The sequence below is a fragment of the Acinetobacter sp. MF4642 genome, assembly GCF_002018925.1.
In the GTDB taxonomy this organism is placed as follows: Bacteria; Pseudomonadota; Gammaproteobacteria; order Pseudomonadales; family Moraxellaceae; genus Acinetobacter; species Acinetobacter johnsonii.
In genome coordinates, this window is record NZ_MVON01000001.1 from 133334 (window position 1) to 155929 (window position 22596).

Annotated in this window: 24 protein-coding genes and 1 pseudogene; 12 read left to right on the forward strand and 13 right to left on the reverse strand. The window is 36.0% G+C overall.

Annotated elements, in window-relative coordinates; all coding sequences use genetic code 11:
• Positions 1 to 7: 7 nt before the first annotated feature.
• Both MF4642_RS00675 and MF4642_RS00680 read right to left on the reverse strand, forming a co-directional pair.
• Entirely contained in the window at positions 8 to 643 is a 636-nt protein-coding gene (locus MF4642_RS00675; protein ID WP_078424962.1) for a LexA family protein, read from the reverse strand.
• 107 nt (positions 644 to 750) lie between these two features.
• A complete protein-coding gene (locus tag MF4642_RS00680; RefSeq protein WP_078424963.1) occupies positions 751 to 1401 on the reverse strand; it encodes an SOS response-associated peptidase family protein in 651 nt (216 codons plus the stop codon).
• A gap of 215 nt (positions 1402 to 1616) precedes the next feature.
• Between MF4642_RS00680 and MF4642_RS16915 the strand changes: the two genes are divergently transcribed.
• A complete protein-coding gene (locus MF4642_RS16915) occupies positions 1617 to 1757 on the forward strand; it encodes a hypothetical protein (RefSeq protein WP_004981682.1) in 141 nt (46 codons plus the stop codon).
• A gap of 67 nt (positions 1758 to 1824) precedes the next feature.
• Here the strand turns inward: MF4642_RS16915 and MF4642_RS00685 are convergent, their stop codons facing one another.
• The 4 genes from MF4642_RS00685 to MF4642_RS16920 form a co-directional block, all read right to left on the reverse strand.
• Positions 1825 to 3903 (reverse strand): catalase, encoded by a 2079-nt coding sequence (locus MF4642_RS00685; RefSeq protein WP_078424964.1) that lies wholly within the window; start codon positions 3901 to 3903, stop codon positions 1825 to 1827.
• A gap of 290 nt (positions 3904 to 4193) precedes the next feature.
• Complete coding sequence (locus MF4642_RS00690) at positions 4194 to 4877, reverse strand: DUF421 domain-containing protein (protein ID WP_034700360.1); 684 nt, start codon at positions 4875 to 4877, stop codon at positions 4194 to 4196.
• 71 nt (positions 4878 to 4948) lie between these two features.
• Entirely contained in the window at positions 4949 to 5245 is a 297-nt protein-coding gene (locus tag MF4642_RS00695) for a hypothetical protein (RefSeq protein WP_004981674.1), read from the reverse strand.
• A 107-nt stretch (positions 5246 to 5352) separates the two neighbouring features.
• On the reverse strand, positions 5353 to 5529 hold the full coding sequence (locus tag MF4642_RS16920) for a hypothetical protein (protein ID WP_004986537.1): 177 nt from the start codon (positions 5527 to 5529) through the stop codon (positions 5353 to 5355).
• Between the two features lie 616 nt (positions 5530 to 6145).
• Between MF4642_RS16920 and MF4642_RS00700 the strand changes: the two genes are divergently transcribed.
• On the forward strand, positions 6146 to 7552 hold the full coding sequence (locus MF4642_RS00700; protein WP_078424965.1) for an iron-containing redox enzyme family protein: 1407 nt from the start codon (positions 6146 to 6148) through the stop codon (positions 7550 to 7552).
• Positions 7553 to 7752: 200 nt separating this feature from the next.
• Here MF4642_RS00700 and MF4642_RS00705 read toward each other — a convergent pair whose 3' ends face one another.
• Positions 7753 to 7986, reverse strand: coding sequence for a DUF2171 domain-containing protein (locus MF4642_RS00705; protein ID WP_004772208.1), 234 nt, complete (start codon positions 7984 to 7986; stop codon positions 7753 to 7755).
• Between the two features lie 263 nt (positions 7987 to 8249).
• Between MF4642_RS00705 and MF4642_RS00710 the strand changes: the two genes are divergently transcribed.
• The 5 genes from MF4642_RS00710 (at position 8250) to MF4642_RS00730 (ending at position 12834) form a co-directional block, all read left to right on the forward strand.
• Positions 8250 to 9263 carry an acyl-CoA/acyl-ACP dehydrogenase gene (locus MF4642_RS00710; protein ID WP_078424966.1) on the forward strand — a complete coding sequence of 338 codons (1014 nt, stop codon included), beginning with the start codon at positions 8250 to 8252 and terminating at the stop codon, positions 9261 to 9263.
• Positions 9251 to 10027, forward strand: a complete 777-nt coding sequence (locus MF4642_RS00715; protein ID WP_078424967.1) for a PIG-L deacetylase family protein — start codon at positions 9251 to 9253, stop codon at positions 10025 to 10027. Before MF4642_RS00710 ends, MF4642_RS00715 begins: the two co-directional genes overlap by 13 nt.
• A complete protein-coding gene (locus MF4642_RS00720; protein ID WP_078424968.1) occupies positions 10020 to 10619 on the forward strand; it encodes a class I SAM-dependent methyltransferase in 600 nt (199 codons plus the stop codon). Before MF4642_RS00715 ends, MF4642_RS00720 begins: the two co-directional genes overlap by 8 nt.
• Complete coding sequence (locus MF4642_RS00725; protein WP_004638728.1) at positions 10616 to 11260, forward strand: glycosyltransferase; 645 nt, start codon at positions 10616 to 10618, stop codon at positions 11258 to 11260. The genes MF4642_RS00720 and MF4642_RS00725 overlap by 4 nt, the downstream gene beginning before the upstream one ends.
• Before the next feature lie 383 nt (positions 11261 to 11643).
• Positions 11644 to 12834, forward strand: coding sequence for an MFS transporter (locus MF4642_RS00730; protein ID WP_078424969.1), 1191 nt, complete (start codon positions 11644 to 11646; stop codon positions 12832 to 12834).
• Between the two features lie 61 nt (positions 12835 to 12895).
• Here MF4642_RS00730 and MF4642_RS00735 read toward each other — a convergent pair whose 3' ends face one another.
• Together MF4642_RS00735 and otsB are read right to left on the reverse strand one after the other, a co-directional pair.
• Entirely contained in the window at positions 12896 to 14332 is a 1437-nt protein-coding gene (locus tag MF4642_RS00735) for a trehalose-6-phosphate synthase (protein WP_078424970.1), read from the reverse strand.
• Positions 14320 to 15174 (reverse strand): trehalose-phosphatase, encoded by an 855-nt coding sequence (gene otsB, locus MF4642_RS00740; protein WP_078424971.1) that lies wholly within the window; start codon positions 15172 to 15174, stop codon positions 14320 to 14322. Before otsB ends, MF4642_RS00735 begins: the two co-directional genes overlap by 13 nt.
• Positions 15175 to 15434: 260 nt before the next feature.
• Between otsB and MF4642_RS16605 the strand changes: the two are divergent.
• A pseudogene (locus tag MF4642_RS16605) lies at positions 15435 to 15539 on the forward strand (IS5/IS1182 family transposase); the annotation flags it as partial.
• Positions 15540 to 15617: 78 nt separating this feature from the next.
• Here the strand turns inward: MF4642_RS16605 and xseB are convergent.
• Positions 15618 to 15812: an exodeoxyribonuclease VII small subunit gene (gene xseB / locus MF4642_RS00750; RefSeq protein ID WP_078424972.1), complete on the reverse strand. Its 195-nt coding sequence runs from the start codon at positions 15810 to 15812 to the stop codon at positions 15618 to 15620.
• On the reverse strand, positions 15805 to 17067 hold the full coding sequence (gene xseA, locus MF4642_RS00755) for an exodeoxyribonuclease VII large subunit (RefSeq protein WP_078424973.1): 1263 nt from the start codon (positions 17065 to 17067) through the stop codon (positions 15805 to 15807). The genes xseB and xseA overlap by 8 nt, the downstream gene beginning before the upstream one ends.
• A 561-nt stretch (positions 17068 to 17628) precedes the next feature.
• On the opposite strand from xseA, the gene MF4642_RS00760 reads away from it, so the two are divergent.
• From MF4642_RS00760 to MF4642_RS00775, 4 genes are all read left to right on the forward strand, one after another.
• Positions 17629 to 17856 (forward strand): hypothetical protein, encoded by a 228-nt coding sequence (locus tag MF4642_RS00760; RefSeq protein ID WP_004984985.1) that lies wholly within the window; start codon positions 17629 to 17631, stop codon positions 17854 to 17856.
• 94 nt (positions 17857 to 17950) lie between these two features.
• Positions 17951 to 18220, forward strand: coding sequence for a hypothetical protein (locus tag MF4642_RS00765; RefSeq protein WP_004984984.1), 270 nt, complete (start codon positions 17951 to 17953; stop codon positions 18218 to 18220).
• A 501-nt stretch (positions 18221 to 18721) separates the two neighbouring features.
• Positions 18722 to 18943 (forward strand): acyl-CoA thioesterase, encoded by a 222-nt coding sequence (locus MF4642_RS00770; protein WP_078424974.1) that lies wholly within the window; start codon positions 18722 to 18724, stop codon positions 18941 to 18943.
• A 535-nt stretch (positions 18944 to 19478) separates the two neighbouring features.
• A complete protein-coding gene (locus MF4642_RS00775) occupies positions 19479 to 19916 on the forward strand; it encodes a hypothetical protein (RefSeq protein WP_078424975.1) in 438 nt (145 codons plus the stop codon).
• Between the two features lie 229 nt (positions 19917 to 20145).
• On the opposite strand, the gene MF4642_RS00780 is transcribed toward MF4642_RS00775, so the two are convergent.
• Positions 20146 to 20415 carry a hypothetical protein gene (locus MF4642_RS00780; RefSeq protein WP_004984979.1) on the reverse strand — a complete coding sequence of 90 codons (270 nt, stop codon included), beginning with the start codon at positions 20413 to 20415 and terminating at the stop codon, positions 20146 to 20148.
• Between the two features lie 865 nt (positions 20416 to 21280).
• Positions 21281 to 22498, reverse strand: coding sequence for a tyrosine-type recombinase/integrase (locus tag MF4642_RS00790; protein ID WP_078424976.1), 1218 nt, complete (start codon positions 22496 to 22498; stop codon positions 21281 to 21283).
• Positions 22499 to 22596: the final 98 nt, after the last annotated feature.

The following is a 22596-nucleotide window of genomic DNA, read 5'->3' on the forward strand; positions in this document are numbered from 1 at the left end:
ATACTTCTTATTTGCTGGTCGAGCGTCTATAAAATTGCTTGAGGTTGAAGGTCACAACCCCTTGAATAGAAATAGACTGGCTGTCTTTAGGAATAATATGCTCGTAAGCTGGGTTTTCAGCTCTCAGCCAAATAGGGGGAAGTTCATAGTCTTCATCCCCAAACATTTCTTTGATTTCTTGTTTTGACATCTTAGCAGTCATCATTAACCGCTTAAGTGTTATTTCACGCTCATCGATGAGGGCTAAAACGATATCTCTATGTTGTGCTGTAATGCTCTTATCGACCAAAAAAGGGTCATCAATTTCAAAGCCAGCGTAAAGCATAGACTCACTATCAACCCGTCCCATAAAAGTGGATATTGGATTGAAGATGAGGAAGTCATTTAAGTCGATCGACTTGTCGATATGGTCTTTGGTACCAAAAGCAGGACCAGCAGAAAACCGTTCCAATGCAGAAGGAATTTCGAGGCGAGTTTTGATTGAAATTTCTTTAAGATCAAACTTAGACCCTAGCTCATGCTCTTTTTGTATTTTTTCAAAGACAGCATTGATTGTAGGACTTGGAGCACCATCAGGGCCCATAAGTTTTTGAAGGAATGACCAGACGTCATCCGAGAAATAGATCGGTAGTTTCTTTGACATGTTTGACTCCTACGCTACGAGGCGTGTTTGGAACTGAACTCTTTTTTTAGGATAGTCGGTGGCAAATGAAAATTCAAATTTAAAAGCTGTGGATAATCAATGGGCGTTCAAATTAAATTAGGTTGAGCATCATTTTCGGATAAGCGGGATTTAGGGAAAGTGATGTACTCATCTTGCATTTCAAAGAAGAACTCATGAGCCTCTTTAAAGCTGCAATTCAGCCATTCTTCGCGGTATTCATCAGGGATTACGATGATCGAACGCTTCTCATCTTTAGGCTTATGGAATTGCTTCATGAAAGGGTGTTTATCAGCATTGATAGTGAGCATGCTCATTGAGCGTATTTGCTCTCCATCGATGATGGCATTCTCATATATCGCGGCCACGGTAAAGGGCATACCATCCTCACGTGCAATGCCATACCAGTGTGACTTCCCATCGATGTATTTGGGTTCAAAGATAGTTTCGACAGGAATTAGGCCAAATTGTGACTTGTGCCAAGCTTCCCTAAAACTGGGCTTCTCAGCTACTGTTTCAGTCCGGGCATTGTATGTGTACTTACCGAAGCTTTTTTCCTTGGCCCACTTAGGAATAATTCCAAAATTAACGGATCTCCATTCGATCTTGCCGTCATTGGAAAAGATCAACGGTGAAGGATAGTTCGGAAAAATGTCTTCAGGGAACTCCAATTGATCAGGCTCAGGGAGATCTAGTAGAAATGCACGATTCTTTCTGATCGCTTCGAAGTTTGCGCACATAGACTTATCCCTTTTTATTCTTTGTAATCATCGCTCAAATAATAACCCAACTAAGAATAAAATGATTTCAAAACAATTTAGTATCGTCAACGCAGTGCTCACATAAGAATTTGCAGTATTAAACCTAAAAACAGTGAGTTTTACATATCTATAATTGATACTCAGCTCTACAAGTCATATTTATTTATATAAGCTATACTGGTGATGGAATCGCTATGACTAATAAACAAACGCAAGAGTCCAATCCTCAAAAAGAATCAAACGATGACAAGGGTGATCAGAAAACCTATCAGAATCCGGATCCTCAGAAAAAACCTAATGAAGAGCCCGAGAACCCGCTTAAAGAGCAGAAGTAGATCAAAAAGCCCTCGACAAGGGCTTTTTGAAATCAAATGCTTACACTACTTTTAATCTCAAATAAATTCATGCTGGAATAGCTGCGACAACTTTTTCTCTATCCCACAAACGGTGATTTTGAATAGCTTGTTTGAATTGATCTTGGATCTCTTTAAAATTTTGAGTAGAGAATAGAGCTGCATCCTTCGTGAGCTGAAACTCATCTATTAAAGCGCATTTATCACCCAGGAAAACAATGGGCTTGAGATGTTTATATGTCTCTAATACATAATGTTTAGAAACTCCATCAGCCTTAAATACTTCTAAATTATTCCCATCAATCACGATTACGGCATCATAAGTCACTGAAGGCTCGCCATTTTGTCTTCCATCTACTGGTATTTCATTGCCATCACAAGATTTAACAGGGGCTGCGTTCGGTGCTAAAGTTTCCACAATAGCTTTTTCTGCTTCAGCCCATATTTTAATATCATCTATTGATGATGCATTTACACCGTCATGAACGAGCAAGGCAATTTTTCGCTGTTTAATGTCAGATGCAGGAAAAGATGAGGTACTTAATCTTTTCGAAGATGCAATTACGGGTTGGTGCAGACTATCTTGCTGTTTAGGGGGAGTTTTAATACCTAACTCTTTCGCAACATATTCAGCTAAGTCCAAGTCAATATTAGCTAAGACAGCGTAAACTACACGTCTGCGGATATCTTCCGATTTAACCTTAGATAATTCAAAAGAATATGCATCCTTAATATGCTGTTGTTCATGTTTTTCCAAACTATGGTAGTGCATTGTGGCTTGCGAGAAATGATCAGCGAAACTTTCTGGTCGAACTCTTAGTTTGCTGCCTTGTACTTCTTCAGGATGTGTCTTGAAGGCACCACTGTCATTAGGTGATTCTCTTGGCCAATTTTCATCAACAGAATTAGGTTCATAATTTGCCTTTCCTTTATAAACTTCGTGATTAGCATAACCACCTCGTCTATTCGTATGAAAAGGACAAACGGGTTTGTTAATTGGAATTTGATTAAAATTTACCGTACCTAGTCTGTGTAAGTGAGTATCCGTATAGCTAAACAGCCGTCCTTGTAAAAGGGGATCGTTACTAAAATCTATACCTGAGACAATATTTGCAGGACTAAAAGCAACTTGTTCTGTTTCTGCGAAAAAATCATCTGTATTTTTGTTTAAAACAAATTTACCTAGTGGAGTGACAGGTACAAGTTCTTCTGGGATTAATTTTGTAGCATCTAAGACATCAAAGTCCCATTGTTTTGCATCTTCTTCAGAGAAAATTTGTGCGCCTAATTCCCATTCCGGGTAATTGCCACGCTCAATAGCATCCCACAGATCACGTCTGTGAAAATCGGGATCTTTGCCATTAATTTTTAGGGCTTCATCCCAGACGACTTGAGCTACCCCTTGCTTTGGAGTCCAATGGAATTTCACTAAGAATGCTTCATTATTCTTATTAATCAATCTAAATGTATGAACACCAAAACCTTGTATAGATCGTAGATTTCTTGGAATTGCTCTATCAGACATTATCCAAGTAGTCATATGTGATGCTTCGGTGTTTAAAGAAATAAAATCCCAGAAAGTATCATGGGCAGATTGACCAGTTGGAACTTCATTGGCATCTTCTGGTTTTACTGCATGAACAAAGTCCGGAAATTTAATAGCATCCTGAATGAAGAAGACAGGGATATTATTCCCCACCAAATCATAATTTCCTTCTTCAGTATAAAATTTTATAGAAAAACCTCGTACATCTCGAACGACATCAGCCGAACCTCGCCCACCTTGAACTGTAGAAATACGGACAAAGATAGGGGTTTGATTATTTGTGTCCGTTAGGAACTTAGCTTTAGTCCATTTTTCATTACCGGTATAAGCTTGAAAGTAACCATGAGCACCGACCCCCCGAGCATGTACAACACGTTCTGGAATACGCTCACGATCAAAATGAATAAGTTTATCCCTTAGAAGAAAGTCCTCGAGAAGAGTAGGGCCTTTCTCATTAATTTTTAGACTATTTTGATTATCAGCTACGGGAACACCTAAAGAAGTGGTAAGAGTTTTACCTATAGGATCCACGTATGCTTCCTCAGAAAGCTGGTCGATTTTTGGTGTATTTGGTTCTTTCATATCACATTCTCTTATACATTTGCTTTATAACGTTTTATGAAAATAAGTATTTATTTTCACGTAAGTTAATGGCTTATTTGTTGACGGATATTTTGTGCTTATACAATTTAATAGGTTATCTACAATCGAATATGAGTTACTTGCAAGAAAACTCTTTTTTGGATCAAAGATACCCATATAAACTTTAAGTATTTACGCTTTGAGTAAGGTAAAGAAATGTGTATTTTTTGTTCGCTTAAACTTTTCATTTTAAATAATATTGAATTAATCTAAGTCAAAACAAAAGCTTATTAATTTTGATATTCCTCGCAATACAAACAGGATTTAGCCCATTTGGTATTTTGACAGCGTGGGCATTCTTCATTTAAATGATTTAAATGTTGGGTTTGACCACACAACATACAAGAATAAAAGTGATCTACATTGTGATGATCTGCGATTTGGTATTCATCGGGAAATAGAGGAAGGCCCCATTTTATATTTTCTTTAGAATATGGGATCACGCTTAGGCAGCCATCAGTCTCAAGCAGTGCCATTTTAACTTGTCCAAGATGCTCTATCTTCTTTTGGCGCATTTCAGCAAAGAACTCATCATATGAATACTTTTCTTGCTTAATATCCTCAACAATCAGTAAACCATTTTTGACGATGTATATAGGTCGACCTTCCAATACGGTCTCAAAAGCATCGGATTTCATCATTAAGTAAGTTGTTAAGCGATACAAAGCCATAATTACTGCAAAAACGATGACAGCATGAATGATAGGAACTTCTTCATAGAACATAGCATCGCCAGCAGCAGATCCTAAACTAAGAATAATTGCGATTTCAAAGATGGAAAGTTGCCTAACACCACGTTTACCAGAAAATCTTAAAACTAAGATAATCAGGAAGTACATCAAGACACTACGAAGTACAATTTCTGCTGCAAAAGTAAATGTAGTATCAGCTAATAGTATTTTTATAAAGTCCATTTTACACCTATTTAATTATTATTTAGATGTGCTGATAATGAGCCTAAAAGGCTCATTATCATTATATTGGCTTACATTTTGTCCCATGCATCTTTAATCGCATGTTTGGCTTGTTCCCACTTTAAGCGTGATTCAGCCTTTAGTTCTTCCCATTTTACTTTTAGATCACTTTCTGAATCCTCAAATCGTGCATCAGTACCACGCTCATTTCGGGCATGCTGACCTAATTCATAGGCTGAACGAAGATCACGGTCATAATCTACATCAGGAAGTTCTCGTTGGATATCGCCGTAATATGGGCGGTTTGAATAATCTGTACGCCAATCATGCTTGATTGGGTTTTCGTCTTGATGGTCATTGATAGTCATAATGAACTCCAATTCTATCCAACTAAGAATTCAAAAAAAATTCATAGTTGGATTTAATTAATGAATGAGTTTAAGAATTTAATAATATTATTCAACATGAAAAACTATTATTTCTGTTGAGCGTGTTGGTCATTTTTCTGGTTTTGGTTCGGTTGTTTTTGCTGATTCGGATTTTTTTGTGGTTGGTCTGGTTGCTGTTGCTGTTGTTGCTGATCTGGCTTTTTTTGCGGTTGATTTGGCTGCTGCTGTTGCTGATTTTTCTGCTGTTGATTTTGATTAGTCATTTTACTGAACCTCATAAGATTAGAATTAATCTACATTAATTAATCAGTAGATTTATTATTAATATCATAATTTGTGTTTTAAAAAACATCAGAGGTGTTACATTTTAATTTTTGAGTTAAATTGTGTTTGTTTTAAAGGTTTAGGTGTTGATAATAAATGGAAATATATATTTTGTTTTTTACAAAAGGCTAACAATGTTAAATTTTATTCTTAATTCAGATTTATATCTTTTTGATTGGATTTGTGTTTGTAATTTATTGATTTTTTTGAATTTGAAAAAATAAAAATCTGTGTTGGATCAATGAAATAACGAAAGGAATAATAACGGTGCTTGTACTTTCAATAAATAAAGTTAAAAATTTTATAAATTAGATATAATGCTTTTTACTAATTTTAAACACCATAATTTTTTTAATTCCAATGAGTGTGATTTATATCACAGATTGTGAAATGTTTCTTTATTTCAAATATTATAATTATTTACTTAAATTTTTGTATTTTAAAATAAATAAACTAAAGGATTACATTTGTTAACGTTTCTTTTCAAAGTTGTTAATTAATTAAGTGCAAGTGTCAATTATGTTGGTATAAGTTATTTACCGCGAGAGAATTATAATGCCTACTGCAGTAAAAGAGAGAATTTTAAATTTAATAACCGATGCCCATCAGAAATATTTTGAAATAACACAATTTTTCTTAGATCCATCAGTGTCGCGTTCTGCAAAAGAGTTGAAAGCTTTTCATTTCCTAGAAAACGAAATACTTCATTTGGATAGTGATTTCTCTGATTTTCCTACTAATGTTGATCAATTGGCAGTCTGGATGCAGAAACAAAATAAAACACAATGCTTGCATTACAAAGAGTACTTAGAAAGGCGTGAAAATGGGAGTGCAAGGGAGTTTTTTGGAACTACAAGTAAAGCTTATGAGTTTTTATACAAAGTAGCACCGACCAAACGTGTAGACGGGGCTTGGCTTTATAGCTTTACACAGTACTGGAATGATCCAGCTTTTAGAGACTTTATACAGATATATGTTGAGGAGTTGGGGTTAGGTTCCAGTCAAAGTAACCATGTAAAACTTTTCAATAAATTACTTCTATCACTTGGTCTTCATCAATTTTCAATGAATTTGCCTGATGAATATTATCACCAGTCAGCAATACAATTAGCTTTAGCTTATGCTCCATCAGATTTTATACCCGAGATTGCAGGTTTTAATTTTGGATACGAACAACTACCACTTCATTTACTGATTACAAATTATGAACTTAAAGAGTTAGGTATTGATTCCAAATATTTTAACCTACACATTACAATTGATAACTTTGATAATGGGCATGCTCAATTAGCTACAAATGCGATTAAATGTTTAGCCAAACGCTACCCAAATCAATCCGAATTTATTCGTAAATTAAAGATAGGCTTTTTATTGAATAATCGGGGAGTTAGCTCAGTTCAAATAATAAAGAACCTAAATACTGAGCGAGTGGTTCTGGAAATTTTCAAGAGCAAAGCTTTGGTTGGAAAGCACATGCATAATGAGAAATGCAAGTTTAATAATAAGTCTGTAAATTCATGGCTATCAGAAGAAGATCAGGTTGAGGAATTCATTAGTGAGCTAATAAAAATAGGATGGATTAAGCTTAACGAAGATCCAGAACATAGCCGATTTTGGAAGCTGATCAATGAAGAAGATGGGAAAATGTTTGGAGTTTTCTCTGCTGCAGAAAAAACTTTTATTTATGATTGGATTGCTGGTGCTAATTTAAGTAGACGCATTAATCCAGTAAATTCAGAATATATAAAAAACTTTATAGAACTAAATGATTTTAGTTATTTGTCAGAAAAAGAATTATCGCTGTTACAGCAGCAAATTCAGATATCTACAAATACTGGGCATAAAATTAGCAAATTGATGCCATATTTAGCTCCACATCAACATCACCAAGAGATTGGTTTATGGGCTACGCAAAAAGTAGTTGAGTATATTTTCCCATTCTTAGGCAGTAATTTTAAATAAGAGTAGGCTAACTTATTAATTTATACAGAATAGATGTAGTCTATGACAAATAGATTGCATCTAGCTATTTTTTACAAGTATGAAATGAAATACCTATGACTCAAACGGACATTGCGAAGGATTAGGGCTTTTTTGAAATTACTTACAAAGAAATAAAGAGTACGATCAAAGTCTAGCCGTACTCTTTATTTTACGATAATTTAAATAGCTTGCCATTGTTGCTTAACTTCTTCTGAATTTTTAATCAGAACTACTTTGTCATCTTTGACCTCACCAATCCATGCCGTTGGGATCAGATGATGCTGATCATTTTCATCACGCGTCAGTTTGAGTTGGCTATCACCTTCGAGATGATCAACTGTTCCGACTTTGGTACCACAAGAAGCAATTACATCTGAATGTTTTTTAATATCTTGAATATTTAAAGTACTCATTTCTTAAACCTCTTTTATAAACATTACAACACAGAAGCCTTTAAGCTACTGCTTATTTCATCATAATTGTTGGATTTTAAATAATCCTTACATGATGATTTTATAGATTCACATAAACCTACTATTTAGTTAACAATGAAACAAAAGAAATAAATAGTTAAATAATTACGAATAATTATCTTTTCATTACAATTTATCTATTTAACTAAACAGATTATTTCAATTATTATTTAAATAAACTCATTTGAATTAAAATTTTAAGAATGAATAGAAAAATATTTATAAAAGGCTCAACTTTAGACATATTAAATCGCTTTGAGCAGTATTCAGCTGAAGAAAAGCTAAGTCAACGTCCGATTGTGTTGAAACAGTTGATTCATTCTGTTGGACGATTGCCTGACCCTGCTTCGGGACAAACCTATCAACGCTGGCAAATTTTGGCCCAGATAGCTGGCTTTGACCTAAGTTTAGCAAAGCTTTTTGAGTCCCATTTTGATGCTTTAAGTATTTTGCATGAACTCGGTTATCATCATGAAATCAATGAGGAGACATGGGCTGTTTGGGCTGCCGATGGTGGACCCGTGCCGTTACAGGTCGAAAATGGGCTTTGTCATGGAATTAAGCCGTGGTGTTCAGGCGCTGAATTTATTCATAAAGCATTAATCAGTTTTAAAGATCAACAGGGGCAATCTCAGCTCTGCATTATTGACCTCAACCAATCCTTGATCACCATTGATCTGGCTCACTGGCAAGCTATAGGCATGCAGGGAACACAGACCGCAAGAGTCAATTTTCAGGGGATAGCAGTCAAACTCATTGGTCATGCCAATGACTACCTTGATCGGGTTGGTTTTTGGCATGGTGCTGCGGGTGTTGCAGCTTGCTGGTACGGTGCCGCGGTACGGTTAGTGGATGAGCTACAACAAAGTTGCCTTAAAACCCCTAATCCTTTTAAGAAAATGTATTTAGGGCGGTTGGTAACTCGACTTGCTGTAACCCGACAATATTTCCAATATATCGCGCAACTGATTGATAGCCAACCCAAGCTTAGCCATGAACGGGATGTACGGATCTTGCGTGCGCAGGCAGAACAAAGCTGTTTGGAGGTTATTGAAGGGGTAGGAAAAGCGCTTGGAGCACGGCCTTTTTGTGAACAAGCAACTTTTGCCAGCCTAATGGCTGATTTACCTGTATTTATTCGGCAAAGTCATGCGGCATTCGATGATGAGCAAATTGCTGAACGATGTTTACAGGAGCAAATATCATGGCAGCTCTAAAACATGCTTTAGTCGAAGATCGTATTATTGAAGGGCAAGGGACCTCCCGAGAACAATGGCTGCATGCATTTGAGCAGCAGCCGCTTTCTCTACTCAATTTTAAAAAATTTCAATCTAAAAGAATCTTGATTGTCGCACCCCATCCAGATGATGAGATACTGGGGTGTGGCGGCTTGATGCAACAATTAATTATGTTGAATTGTCAGTTGGTGATCGTTGCCGTCAGTAATGGGACACAAAGCCATCCACATTCAACCAAATACAGCCCAGATCAATTAGATCAAATTCGCCCACAAGAAAGCTTAGCGGCTTTACAGTGTCTAGATATTTCTGAATATGTTCAACGTATTGCATTAAATTTACCAGACGGGCAGATTCATTTGCACAGGGAACATCTGTGGCAAGAATTAGACAAGTTGGTTAAAGCGGAAGATATTTTAATTTGTAGCTATGCACTGGATGGGCATCCAGATCATGAAGCGGTAGGAAAGACTGTACAGGCATTTGCTCTAGCTCATGACATATCATATTTACACGTGCTGATCTGGGCTTGGCATTGGGCGCGACCACTAGATCCGCGTATCCACTGGCAAAAGGCTAGAGCTTACAACTTAACTCAGGCCCAATTAATCAAAAAACGTCAGGCCATCATGCAGTTTAAGAGTCAGATTGAAGCTGATGAAAGTACAGGCAATGCTGCGATTTTATCTCCAGCAATCATCGAACGTTTGTTAATGCCTTGGGAGGTTTATCTTTGTGAATGATTCTAATCAATATTTCGAAGCCTTATATCATCACAATAATGACCCTTGGGGCTATGATTTACATTGGTATGAAGCTCGTAAAAGGCAGATTTGTTTGGCATTGCTTACTCAACAGCGTTATTCATCAGTGTTGGAAATCGGCTGTTCCAATGGCCATTTAAGTGTACATTTAGCCAAACGCGCTGATCAGCTTTTATGTCTAGATTTTTCTGAACATGCTGTTCATTGGGCCGCTAAACGTTTACAGAATTTGAAGCATGTGAGCGTTCAACACCAAAAAATTCCTGAATATTTTCCTGAACAGAAATTTGATCTGATTGTCATCAGTGAAGTGGCCTATTACTTATCAAGCAATGAACTGCATGAACTGATCGATCAGCTCCAAGACAGTTTAACGCCACAAGGTGAAATCCTGTGTTGTCACTGGCGTCACGCCATTCAGGATTTTGAACTAGATGCTTATCAAGTCCATCATTATTTAAAACAATCTTTGTTGTTCACTCATTATTTAAGTCTGAATGATCCAGATTTCATCATTGATATCTGGACGGTAAATCCTTCATCTTTGGCAAAACAACAGGGCTTAGTATGAAAATAGGTATTGTTATCCCAGCCCATAATGAGGAACAGAATTTATCCGCTTGTTTGCAGTCAATTAAACACGCTATACAGCATATAGGTCACGGTCAGGTCGAGATTCTAGTGGTTTTAGACAGTTGTACTGACCAGTCCCTCATGATTGTAAAGTCACATCAAATGAATTGGCTTGAATGTAATTTTGCTTGTGTGGGCAAGGCCAGAGACCTTGGCATTAGGCAGCTAATCGATCAAGGAGTTACATGGGTCGCTTGCACGGATGCTGATACAATTGTAGATCCAGATTGGTTACTATGCCAAATGCGACATCAGCCAACAGATGCTATTTGTGGAATCGTTATACTGGATGATCTTAGTCACTTATCAATACAACAACAGCAAAAATATCTGACGCATTATCAAGACATGATGGATCATCAACATATACATGGGGCGAATTTAAGCTTTAGTGCCGAAGCCTATATTCAGGCGGGAGGCTTTGAACCTATTCCTTGTCATGAGGATGTCTCATTAATTGAAAAATTTATTAAGCAATGTTGCAAAATCACTTGGAGCAATTTGGTTCGCGTCACCACTAGCAGTCGATTAAATGGACGTGCACCTGAAGGTTTATCGTACTTTTTAAAACATTTATAAAATTGACCTAATTCGAGAGAGAAAGTTAATCCACAGCTTTAGCGGGTGACATATATTATTCAGCTTTATAAATGAGCTATTTAATTCTGTCATCTTTACAAAATTTAAGTAAATTCATATCTTTGCCTAATTAAATTGAAAAGCTAAGAAGAAAAAGTGTTAAAAATAAATGCTTTAATTTTATTTGGATAATTAATAATAAGTTATTGATATATATAAATTTTATTTTTGTAAAAAATACTGTTTTTAGATTGGTTTTGTGTATAATTTCGTCATAAAAGCCTCTGTGGATTTATAGAACTTCTCTATAGATTAGCAGGGGTTTTTCTATGGCGATTTATCCGAGATGGACGCTCTGAGTTAATTTGTGTGGATGGTATTAAATGATCCTTTTTTCCAGAACTGCTCTTATTGATCCTGAAATTCAATTAAGTGCTCAACGTCTTTCAACTCGTTTTAGCTTTTTCGGTCTTGGTTTCGCCACGGCTGCATGGGCGCCGCTGATTCCTTTTGCCCAGCAACGTTTACATTTTAATCATGCCGATTTTGGTTTGTTGCTATTATGCAGCGGCTTAGGTGCAATGCTAGCTATGCCTGCAACAGGTAAAATTGTTCAGCGTGTTGGTTGTCGTGTGCCGATCGGTTTCGCTTTACTCTTGCTTGCCGTTTTATTGCCAAGCCTAAGCTTATGGACCACGCCGTTAATGATGGCGATCACCTTATTCTTATTTGGTACAGCAGCAGGAAGTCTGGGCGTTGCACTCAATATTCAGGCCGTAGTGGTTGAGAAAAATAGCTTAAAATCATTGATGTCTGGCTTTCATGGTATGGCGAGTCTAGGCGGATTAGCTGGGGTACTGACGATTACTGCATTGCTTGCTTTAAGTATTTCGGCTGTTATGAGCGCATTTGCTGTGAGTTTACTGTTGGTAATTATTATTTTTCTTTCAGTGCCATACAGCATAAAAGCTGTAGAAAATACCAGTCTTGAAGCATCTTCGAAAGTGAAAAAGTCGATACGCCAGCGCCTGCCACAACCTTTGATTATATTAATTGGTATTGCCTGCTTCATCATTTTCATGGTGGAAGGCGCGGCGATGGACTGGAGTGGTATTTATTTAACGCAACAATATGGAGTTAATACCACTTTTGCGGGATTGGCGTATACCTTCTTCGCGATTGCCATGACCACAGGACGTTTTACGGGGCATTATCTGATCCGTTATTTTGGTGAAAAAAAGCTTTTAACCTATAGCGCGATTTGTGCAACTTTAGGTTTAGCTTTGGTCAGTATCGCGCCTTATTGGTGGCTGGTTTTAGTGGGTTATACACTGGTTGGGACAGGTTGTTCTAACATCGTCCCGATCATGTTTTCCCGTGCTGGACGTCAGACGGTGATGCCGAGCGCAGTTGCATTGTCTTGTGTTTCGACCATGGCTTATACGGGTATTCTGGTTGGACCTGCTTTCATTGGAATGGTGAGTGAGCTGATTGGCCTAAGTACAGTGTTTATGGCACTATCGGGTCTATTATTATTGATTGTGGCTTTAAATCGGTTTACTTATGTGAAATAAGCATCATAGTGAATTGAACTGGCAATATCTGGATACTGCCAGTTCCTTACAAATCGAAGTACTATAAATTTTGATAAATAGGGTTAACGTTACGCATTCCCAGGAATCTGAAATCCTGCATAGCGGTTTTGTTCTGTAAGTCGTTAAGAAATGCATTGCGCCAGTCATTAATATCAAAATCTTTTAAACCTTTCATTAGTTGTTTGTAGCGTGAAATACGTTCTTGTCGTGGCATTTCCAGTGCTGTTTTTAAAACATCGACCATTGCCGTTTTATCGGTAGGATCAACCAGTAGTGCTTCTGACATATGCTCTGCAGCACCTGCATATTTGGATAGAATAAGTACACCAGGATTTGATGGATTTTGCGCGGCAATATATTCTTTCGCGACCAGATTCATCCCGTCTCGTATTGAACTGATCCAGCACACATCGGCTTGACGATAGATTTGCATCAAATGATGATGTTTTATTGCATCATAAATACATTCCACGGGTTGCCACTCTTCCTTTGCAAATTCCTGATTAATCATCTCGATCTTAATCTTGAAACGCTCAAATAAACGTTGATAAGCTGGAACTTCCAAACGACATGGGCAAGCAATTTGTAAATGTTGAATATGCTGCTGATACTCAGGATATTTCTCTAAGAACTCTGCATAGGACAAAAAGCGTTCCAGTAAACCTTTTGAATAATCAATCCGATCTACGCCGATAATGGTTTTTGCAGCATTCAGCTCTACTGGGCGGGTAAGGAAGTCTTGTACATCAATAAACTTATGGGCCGCTTTTTGAATCGCTGTTGGATTTACACCAATTGGGTAGCATTTAATTATGGTTAAACGTTGATGGTAGCTTAACAAAGTTTGTTGAATTTTCTGTGCGTTCAATAAAGATGTGCATACTTGCATACACACTTTTTGATCTTTATCTGTTTGTAGACCCACCACATCGTATTGGCATAGATCCTCAATCAATTGTTGAGCACATGGAATTTTTTGCCAGATAAATAAAGGTGCAAAAGGAATGTGCAGGAAAAATCCAATTTTATTCTGCATACCGAGTTCACGGCAATATTTCGCCACACTTAAAAAATGATAATCATGAACCCAAATGGTATCGTCTGGATCTGCAATTTCGGCAAGTTTTTGAGCGAATAAAGAATTTACTTTTTGATATCCTTCGTATTCTGATGTTTTAAACTCAATCAGGTCTGAACGATAATGCATGGCAGGCCAAAGTGAATTGTTGGCAAACCCTGCATAATAATCTGAATATTGAGAATTTGTTAAAGGGCAGGTGACATAATCAACTTTATCCTTCCGAAAAATATTAAAATGTACTTCCTCTTGCTTATGAACTCGTTCGCCATTCCATCCGAGCCATATACCACCAATATCATCTAATGCATCTTGTATAGCGACTGCAAGCCCACCTGCGGTAGTTTTTTGCCCGTTGGGAATAGTGACTCGATTCGATAAAATAATTAATTTAGACATGTTTTCTCTCCATCTAAGTTGTTGTTACCCTTAAAATTGTTATCATGGTTTCGAATATGGTCTAAAAATAATTCTAAAAAATCATATACTTGCTTTGTGTCTTTAAGCTGGTATTTGGCATGGGTAAGCCCTTGACCGACTTTGATTGAGATGCCATCTTCCAACTGATTCACAAAATAAAAACCATCTTCGTCCGTAACGTCATCACCAATGAAAATTGGTGTGTAAACCTCATACTGGTTTAAATGAGCTAAAACTTCCTTGATTGCCAAGCCTTTATTGGCTTGAGCGGGTATTAATTCATAAACGAATTTCCCTTGAATTAATCTTAGGTTGGGGAATATCTTTTGAGCTTCTAACATTATTTTTTTTGCTATATCTTCGAGCTCTGGAGCTTTCCTATAATGCAACGCAATTGATGATTTCTTGTTTTCAATCAGTAAACTTGGATAGGCGATACATGCTCGAGCTAAAATTTTGTAAATATTTGAAATTTCTAAGAAACTCTTTGGTGTATGTAATTTTTTTTCATTTCCTATATATATTTCTAATCCATGCAATGCGGCAATTGGAAGATCAATGGATTCAAATAATTTACGTGCAGAATCAATATCTCGTCCAGTCACAGCTATAACAGGAATCTTCTTTGAAATAATTTGTCTTAAAATATTTAAAGTCTTAGTCGGAATATAACTATCGATAGGATTTAATTGAAAATCAGATAAAGTGCCATCTATATCTAAAAATAGACATGGCTTATTGTAATTTGAGCTAAGCTTATCTCTTAATAAAGAGTTCAAGTATTCTAATTGTGAAATTGATTTATCTATTATGTCTCTCAATTTTTAATATCTCATATTGCGATTATATTTTATTATAGATCGAAATTTTTTTTATAATACTTAAGTTGTCAATAAGCAAACACAAGCAGAACGTAATTTACATTATTAATGCTTATAATACATCGTAAACCTTTCTTACATGTTTAATAAGAATTCATTTTTTATATTTATTATGGCTTTGTTACACAAAGATGTATAAGTTGAAGTCGCTTTATTGCATAAATTTCTTCTTGAATATTTTTCAACAATATAAATTCCAAATGAAGAAGCCTGTACCTAAAATCTATCGTACAGTGAATTGGTCCCCCAATAACCGAGCTTTAATAAATCGAGGAAATATCTCGATTGGTTTTGATCTTACAACTTAATGGTAGACTCCTCCCAAAGGCAAACATGGTTGAAATTAAACTTATTCGAACACATCCATCCAAATTATTAACTTATTATTCCTTAAATGTCTCATTCAAAGCTTGTTGTACAGCATCAACACGTGTTTTACAGGCTTTGTATGCCACCATAGACTCTTCAACGATTTTCATTAAATTGTCGATGTCTGGCTCTTCGTGTGACTCCAATAGCTCGGCATTCTTTTTAAGGACTCCATAGCCTTCCTTGAAAGAGAGTTCTTTTTTACTCATTACCAATTACCTTCGTTACATTTGCTTGAATGGTACCATCCTGTAATTCGACCTGGATGTTATCACCTGAAATCTGTTGAATAGAGCGAATAGCTTTCCCTTCACTACGAACTATTCCATAGCCTTTAGCCATCACGTTTCGCGGATTCTGGATTAGGGTTTCACGCATCAGCGATTCGACTTGATTCATTGCCAGTTTGATCTGTTGCTGGGCTAAGTAATGTAGGGTGCTTCGCATCAAATCTACGCTCTTATTTGCTTCATTAATTTGCCCATGCGCAAGCGTCTTAATCACTCTCATGTATTGATCATTTTGGCTTTGGTACGTCGTGATTTGATGTTGGGATAATAGCTTAATGGTTTGGAATGAATCTAAGACACCCTGAGTCCGTTCAGCGATAAGATTACGAATACCACCAATTACCTTACTTGGTGTGTCAAATGAACGGTTTGCAACTTCATCCAATATCGTACGGTCTTTCTCGTGACCAATACCGACCCAAATCGGAACGGTTCGTTTGGCCAACAATGCTGCCAGTTCGAAATCATTTAAATAGGCAAGGTCGTTCACAGCACCGCCACCACGGATAATCACGATGAGATCGGGTGGCGTATTGAAATCAGTAGCCCATTGTCTCAGACCATTACTTAGAGAAGTGATGATACTCTTTGCTGCCGTGTTCCCTTGAAATGTGGCTGAATAGTATTTGAAATGACATACACCAGATTTTTCTAAAGCATCAGCATCTTTTTTGAAGTCACCTAAACCTGCCGCATTCTCAGGAGCAATTACCAGGACATTCTGAATATCAAACGGAGTAGGAATGAGCTTATTTTTATTTAACAGACCTTCAGTGGTTAGTCTTTCTAATATTTGTTGATAACGCCGTGCAATGTCTCCAAGGGTATAGCTTGAATCAATATCTTCAACATTAACTGAAAAGCCATACTGTGGATCAAACTTGGCTCTGACTTTTACCAGGACATTTAAATCTTTTGAAAGCTCTACACCGCTTTCCCTTTCAAACTTAAGCACCATTTTCTGAGCTGTAAATTTCCAGATGGTTCCTTTACAACTCGCTATAACTTTGTCGGTACTTTCATCCTTTTCAGCTAACTCAAGATAGTAATGTCCGCCCTTAATATTTAGATTACGGATCTCAGCTTTCACCCATACAGGCTCATTGAAAGTAATTTGAATTACTTCCTGTACGGTTGATAGATAATCACTGAGAGAAAACTGAGGTTCAGACATTAGATCAATTATTTGAAGTGCTTAGATGAATAGTATTAAAGCAAAGCCAGAAGTGCAAATTGAGAATATGCTCACTTGACCCTGATCAAGGTATATGGCATATTTCTGCTATAGTGGACGTACATATGGAAATTCACTTAATTACCGTAAAAAGCTCATCATTTGATGGGATTTTTTGTTGCTAGATAATTTGGAATAAAATGTGAATGAGGTCTCAATATAAACCAAGTATATTAGTTGGTATTAAGTTCTCCATGATAGTTAATATCAGTTTATACCTGCACCTTCCCTAAGTTGCAGGTTTTTTTTCTTCATTTTTTATTCGATTAATGATTTAATTATTTTGTTGTAAATAAAAACAACGATTCCTTGTTTCGGCGCAAAAGACCAAGGGGAAAGCCTTACAGAAATGTAGGGCTTTTTTAATAGGAGCTTAACTTAAATCGTATTGGTATAAATTTTAATTTTTTATCAGATGCTTAGTCGATAAAGTGCGTTCAAATAATTGCGCTTTTTTGTTGTGATATATTTTAATCATTACTTACAACAAGAAGAATAGAAATGAATATTTATATCGGTGGTGATTTAGATGGCAGGGTAATAGTGCTTGATAAACCATGTTTTAATGCTAAAAAAGTAAACAAGACAAAAGCAGCAAACTACATTAAGCAAATGTATGTCATACATGGTGACGTCTATTATTTTTGGCGTGATGCTGAGCTTAAATTATTGGAAGTTACTCAACGTATAGAGATCTTACTGGCAAAGACTAAGCGAAAATCTATTTAACTGTCCCTGATAGTAAGTTTTTTATTGTCTTTATCCGTAAAAGAAATTAGTTTAAATTGAACCAATTGTTAAAATAATTATGAGAACGGAAAAAATGAATAGAAAATTTGAACTACATGTGATTAGCCAGATCTATGACTTTTTAGTTGAAAGAGAGGCGTTTACCTCACTAAACCTTGATCGGAAAGTTACGGAGTTTTTTCGGGAAGTACATGTAGGGCGAGAAGAAGATTTTACAATTCTTGAATCAAATAAAATCTCAGGAAACTTTGGTGAAGTTTCCTATATCAATTTATTGAATGTCCCTAATTTCAACGATAAAGATAAATTTCTGAAATGGGCACATAAAGCTTTAAATTTATAAGTTGTAATAAATCAGTGTAATTTAATAGGAATTGTTTCATTGTTTAACAAATTCAATTACATAAATAATAATGTGGTTACATTATGAACAGTAATTCATCATAAGGCGGTTAGATAAATACAAATCACAGTGATATGTTTGAATCAAAAGTTCTACATGGATGGAATTAAAGATGAAATTCTTAACTTTGGTGAGCATAGGTGCGGTAGCAAGTTTCTGTTTATTGTTAAAGAGTCACACTACTGAAAATTCATTTCATTCAAACTTCGATAAAGTTGTTCGAAATGCTGTCTTACAGGGATTCATATAAATATAGATGCCTAAGACATATACTTTTTAGGTACTTAAAGGAGGAATAAGATGATCAGATTATTAATGTGTATATTTGGCCTTCATGGAGCTAGAGAGATTGATTACACAAATGACCATAAAGAAATTTGTGTATGCCGAGAGTGCTTGAAGAAATTTAAAAGTCCTCATGATTAGGTATAATTTCTTTTTATGAAAAGACTGCCTAAAAAATCTGAGCATATAACCTCAAATTGGACAACCGAGCAGGATATTTTCTTAATTGAAAATAGTGTTATGGCGATTGAGGAGCTTATCAATCATCTGCCTTTTACTGAAGATGAAATTATTAAGCGCAAAGAGGTACTAGGTCTCACTAGAAGACATAGACAGATGCGTAAATTTTTTAAGCAATCCATCTTAAGAGAGTTCTAAGCCTCTATTTTTTTAAATGGATCAGACATAAAAGACCCTGTTCGATATCTATTATTCGCGGAGGTTTTTTCTCTCTTATGAAATGTTGTTATACAACTTTATACACTTAATCAACGTCACAGTTACTTTTATAAAACCTCTTACATGTCTATCCCTAGAATTTGTGATAATTGTTTGCATTTAGAGTCAAATGCATTCTTAATGACTAGAGCATTAAATAGAACAATAGAAGGAGATGGATATGACCTCGCAAGAAGTACTCGTATTTTCAGCCTCAGCATTTGGTCTCACATTACTCATTTATGAGTTTGGACAGATGTCAATGATGTTTAGTTAAACCACCTTCGGGTGGTTTTTTATTGCAAGATATAACTACATCACAATATGGATAGAATATGTAAACTGGTTAAATTTTAGTGTAATTGTGAATTTACAATATTTACTGGAAGTTTCATTTACGTAACAAACGAGTAATTAATTATTGATTATGTATTCACATAATAGTTTAGGTATGATTTATATAAAGGAAATTATCATGCCACAATATCTAGCTTTGGCTGAAAAAGTCATAAAAGACATTAAGGAAGAGGTTGGTATTGAAAGGGATCAAAAAGGCCTTTTCACATTGATAATCCTCAAAGTTAGAGAGTATACCCACTCAAGTAATTTAAAAGTTGATCATGAAATTTGTGCGACCATTTTTGATGATGAGAATAAAATTGACGGTATTAAAAGGTTGGATTTAACCCTAATTCCTCGAATCTCAAATGAAGATGAGTTTCTGTTATGGTTAGCAGGTTTCATACAACATATTACTATTGATGAGAGTAAGAAAGACCAGATTCCTTTATCCATTGTTATGAAACAAAGTAAAAAATCCAGCAAACATACTTTGTTAGATGATGTTAATTATGAGTATGAAATTTATAAGTATTTCAGAGAGCCATCTAAGGAAAAAATTACTGATGAATAATAAGTTCTAATAATAAAATAGAACTCATAATAATTATTTCTAGATATTTTAACCACCTTAGGGTGGTTTTTTAATAAGCGTACCATGTGTAAGCAGACGACTACTTCCAGAAAAACAAAAAGCGGCCACCCAACTGCTATCAGGCTGTGCAGCATATTCGATTTCGACAAAGGTACATGTCCTAGTTTGTGTGCAGTGTGTGAATTGAGAAAAAGGAGGTAAAACTGATTTATTGAATGACCGCAATCCAGTCAACGTCACACTTTTCACCATTTTTAAAAATTAACTGATTTGAGTATGAATATTTATCGTAAATCAAAATAGCTTCCTCTCCATAAATATATTCATAGCAATATTTAGTTTTAATAATTAGTTTTGCTTGGGTATCCATGTAGATGTTGCTGTCGTCTCTTTTAATGTAAACTTTATAGTATTCCGCATTCGCTAAGGTGGAAAATAGTGAGAGTGCGAAAGCCCCAGAGATTAAAAAGCTTTTCATATTTAGAGTTGTGTCCTAATTTTTTAAAGGATTATATATAAATCAATAAATTAGGGCCTAATTTTCTAATAACCTTAGCACCTTTCCACGTTGTTTTAATAAGGAGGAACTGGCAATCCCTCTAGTGTTAAACATTTTTGTTGTCAACCTAAACCTTTCTTTGACACCTTTCACAGCAAGCTGTAGCTTTTCATTTCGTTCTATCGATTCAACATTAGTAAGCAAGGCCAGGTTGTATGCAGCCTTGTTCTCGATACATATTAAAATCATACAGCACTTTTTAAACTAAATTCCTTCTTGAAACAGCTCATTCGAGTGCGATTTCCCATTAATGTATTGGGGTTCAAAGATGGTTTCGAAATGGATTAAACCAAATTGAGACTTGTGCCGAGCTTCTCTAAAACTGGGTTTCTCAGCAACCATCTCTGTCCAGGCATTATATGTGTACTTTCCAAAAATTTTTTCTTTTGCCCATTTGAGAATCATTCCAAAATCAACTGATATCTATTTGATCTTGACGTCATTGGAAAAGATCAAAGGTGAGGGGGAGTTCGGAAATATGTCTTTAGGGAATTCTAATTGATCTGGTTCAGGAAGGTCTAGCAAGAATGCGCGATTCTTTCTGATCGCTTCAAAGTTTGCGCACATGAGAGAAATATTCAGTAATATACAATTTTTTGATCGTTTACACCAAAGCCAGTATAAAACGCACTCCATCTTGAGACCGAGGGAGATATGTTAATTTTTTCTTTTTCGATTAGCTTTCCAAATAACTCCCAATCAATCACTAGAACCGATTTTACTTTCATTACTTATCTAGTGCATTAGGTAGTTAGTTGGGTGTTATATCTGATATTTTCATAATTCATGTGCTCCAGCTATCTACAATATTTGCCCAATCCTGAAGCATCTTTCTACGATCAGTCAAATATTTCGCATGGTTATATGAAGCGCGGGTCTTATTTACTTCGGCATGGGCTAGTTGTGTTTCAATCCAGTCAGTATTATAGCCAAGGCCATTTAATTCAGTTGAGGCTGTAGCCCTAAAGTCATGAGCTGTTACTTGATTTAAGCCAATATATGTAAGCATTTTGTTTAGAGTAGTTCTAGAGATCATGCAGTCTCTTTTTTGCGGGGAAGGGAATACATATTTTTGATCTTTAGTAAAAGCATATTGTTCATTCAAAATATTAAGTAATTGATTGGAAATGGGAACGATATGAACTCGATTTTTCTTCATTGTTCGTTCTTGCTTTAATCGTCTAGAGGCTTTAGGAAATTTGATAATCTTCTCTTCAAAATCTACAAAACTCCATTCCATTTTTCTTATTTCAACAGTCCTGAGCATAGAGTAAAGCATTGCCAAACATGCATTCTTAACGGTTGTAGAACCTCCATAACTATCAATATTTTGTCGTAGTGCATTCTTCTCATGCTTTTCAAGTGGTCGAGCATGTTCTACCTCAGGGGATTCAATGGCCTCCCTTACCGCGTATGTGGGATCGTTATCAGCGCGTAAAGTCACAATTGCATAGCGCATAACTAAACCAATGAATCTACGATTAAGGTTGGCAGCAGACTCACCAGTGCCATGCTTCCCTTGACTTAATACACGTTGAACAGTGTTCTTCATAATGGATAAGATATCTGCAGAGCTAACGTCATTGATTGGCTTATTGCCAATGGCTTTGTAGACATCCTTTTCCATAGAATTATTAAAACGGCCGATATAGTCCTCTGATTTGTACTTCATTCTCTCTTGAACATATTCTTGAGCAATGGCCTTAAATGTATTGTTAACAGCCAATTCTTTTTCAATTCTATCTTTTTTCTTTTCTTCAACAGGGTTCAAGCCTTTAGCAAGTTTAGCTTTAGCCTCGTCTTTAAGCTTACGAGCATCCTGAAGTGATACTGCAGGGTATTCGCCAAAACTAATAGTCCCTTCTTTTCCATGTAAGACAAATTTGAATCGCCAAATTTTTTTACCAGTCGGGCGCACTTCAATATATAAACGTTCAGCATCAAGTATTCGGTAAGATTTTTCTAGTGATTTTAAAGTTCTGACTTTTGCATCTGTGAGCATACGGGTATCTTGTTAATAGAAATATGTTACCCGTTAAGATACCCGTTTTTATTGAGGATTAAAATAGAATAAAAAAGACTAAAATAGAGTGTAAGTTT

Excerpts from the sequence above, each read along its gene's own strand:
- MF4642_RS00725 (WP_004638728.1), top strand. The coding sequence starts at position 10,616 with ATGAAAATAGGTATTGTTATCCCAGCCCATAATGAGGAACAGAATTTA.
- MF4642_RS00735 (WP_078424970.1), bottom strand. The coding sequence starts at position 14,332 with ATGTCTAAATTAATTATTTTATCGAATCGAGTCACTATTCCCAACGGG.
- MF4642_RS00765 (WP_004984984.1), top strand. The coding sequence starts at position 17,951 with ATGAATAGAAAATTTGAACTACATGTGATTAGCCAGATCTATGACTTT.
- MF4642_RS16915 (WP_004981682.1), top strand. The coding sequence starts at position 1,617 with ATGACTAATAAACAAACGCAAGAGTCCAATCCTCAAAAAGAATCAAAC.
- MF4642_RS00705 (WP_004772208.1), bottom strand. The coding sequence starts at position 7,986 with ATGAGTACTTTAAATATTCAAGATATTAAAAAACATTCAGATGTAATT.
- MF4642_RS16920 (WP_004986537.1), bottom strand. The coding sequence starts at position 5,529 with ATGACTAATCAAAATCAACAGCAGAAAAATCAGCAACAGCAGCAGCCA.
- xseA (WP_078424973.1), bottom strand. The coding sequence starts at position 17,067 with ATGTCTGAACCTCAGTTTTCTCTCAGTGATTATCTATCAACCGTACAG.
- MF4642_RS00730 (WP_078424969.1), top strand. The coding sequence starts at position 11,644 with ATGATCCTTTTTTCCAGAACTGCTCTTATTGATCCTGAAATTCAATTA.
- MF4642_RS00700 (WP_078424965.1), top strand. The coding sequence starts at position 6,146 with ATGCCTACTGCAGTAAAAGAGAGAATTTTAAATTTAATAACCGATGCC.
- MF4642_RS00770 (WP_078424974.1), top strand. The coding sequence starts at position 18,722 with ATGAAAAGACTGCCTAAAAAATCTGAGCATATAACCTCAAATTGGACA.
- MF4642_RS00760 (WP_004984985.1), top strand. The coding sequence starts at position 17,629 with ATGAATATTTATATCGGTGGTGATTTAGATGGCAGGGTAATAGTGCTT.
- MF4642_RS00780 (WP_004984979.1), bottom strand. The coding sequence starts at position 20,415 with ATGAAAAGCTTTTTAATCTCTGGGGCTTTCGCACTCTCACTATTTTCC.
- MF4642_RS00680 (WP_078424963.1), bottom strand. The coding sequence starts at position 1,401 with ATGTGCGCAAACTTCGAAGCGATCAGAAAGAATCGTGCATTTCTACTA.
- MF4642_RS00715 (WP_078424967.1), top strand. The coding sequence starts at position 9,251 with ATGGCAGCTCTAAAACATGCTTTAGTCGAAGATCGTATTATTGAAGGG.
- MF4642_RS00675 (WP_078424962.1), bottom strand. The coding sequence starts at position 643 with ATGTCAAAGAAACTACCGATCTATTTCTCGGATGACGTCTGGTCATTC.
- MF4642_RS00695 (WP_004981674.1), bottom strand. The coding sequence starts at position 5,245 with ATGACTATCAATGACCATCAAGACGAAAACCCAATCAAGCATGATTGG.
- MF4642_RS00710 (WP_078424966.1), top strand. The coding sequence starts at position 8,250 with ATGAATAGAAAAATATTTATAAAAGGCTCAACTTTAGACATATTAAAT.
- MF4642_RS00775 (WP_078424975.1), top strand. The coding sequence starts at position 19,479 with ATGCCACAATATCTAGCTTTGGCTGAAAAAGTCATAAAAGACATTAAG.
- MF4642_RS00790 (WP_078424976.1), bottom strand. The coding sequence starts at position 22,498 with ATGCTCACAGATGCAAAAGTCAGAACTTTAAAATCACTAGAAAAATCT.
- MF4642_RS00685 (WP_078424964.1), bottom strand. The coding sequence starts at position 3,903 with ATGAAAGAACCAAATACACCAAAAATCGACCAGCTTTCTGAGGAAGCA.
- MF4642_RS00690 (WP_034700360.1), bottom strand. The coding sequence starts at position 4,877 with ATGGACTTTATAAAAATACTATTAGCTGATACTACATTTACTTTTGCA.
- xseB (WP_078424972.1), bottom strand. The coding sequence starts at position 15,812 with ATGAGTAAAAAAGAACTCTCTTTCAAGGAAGGCTATGGAGTCCTTAAA.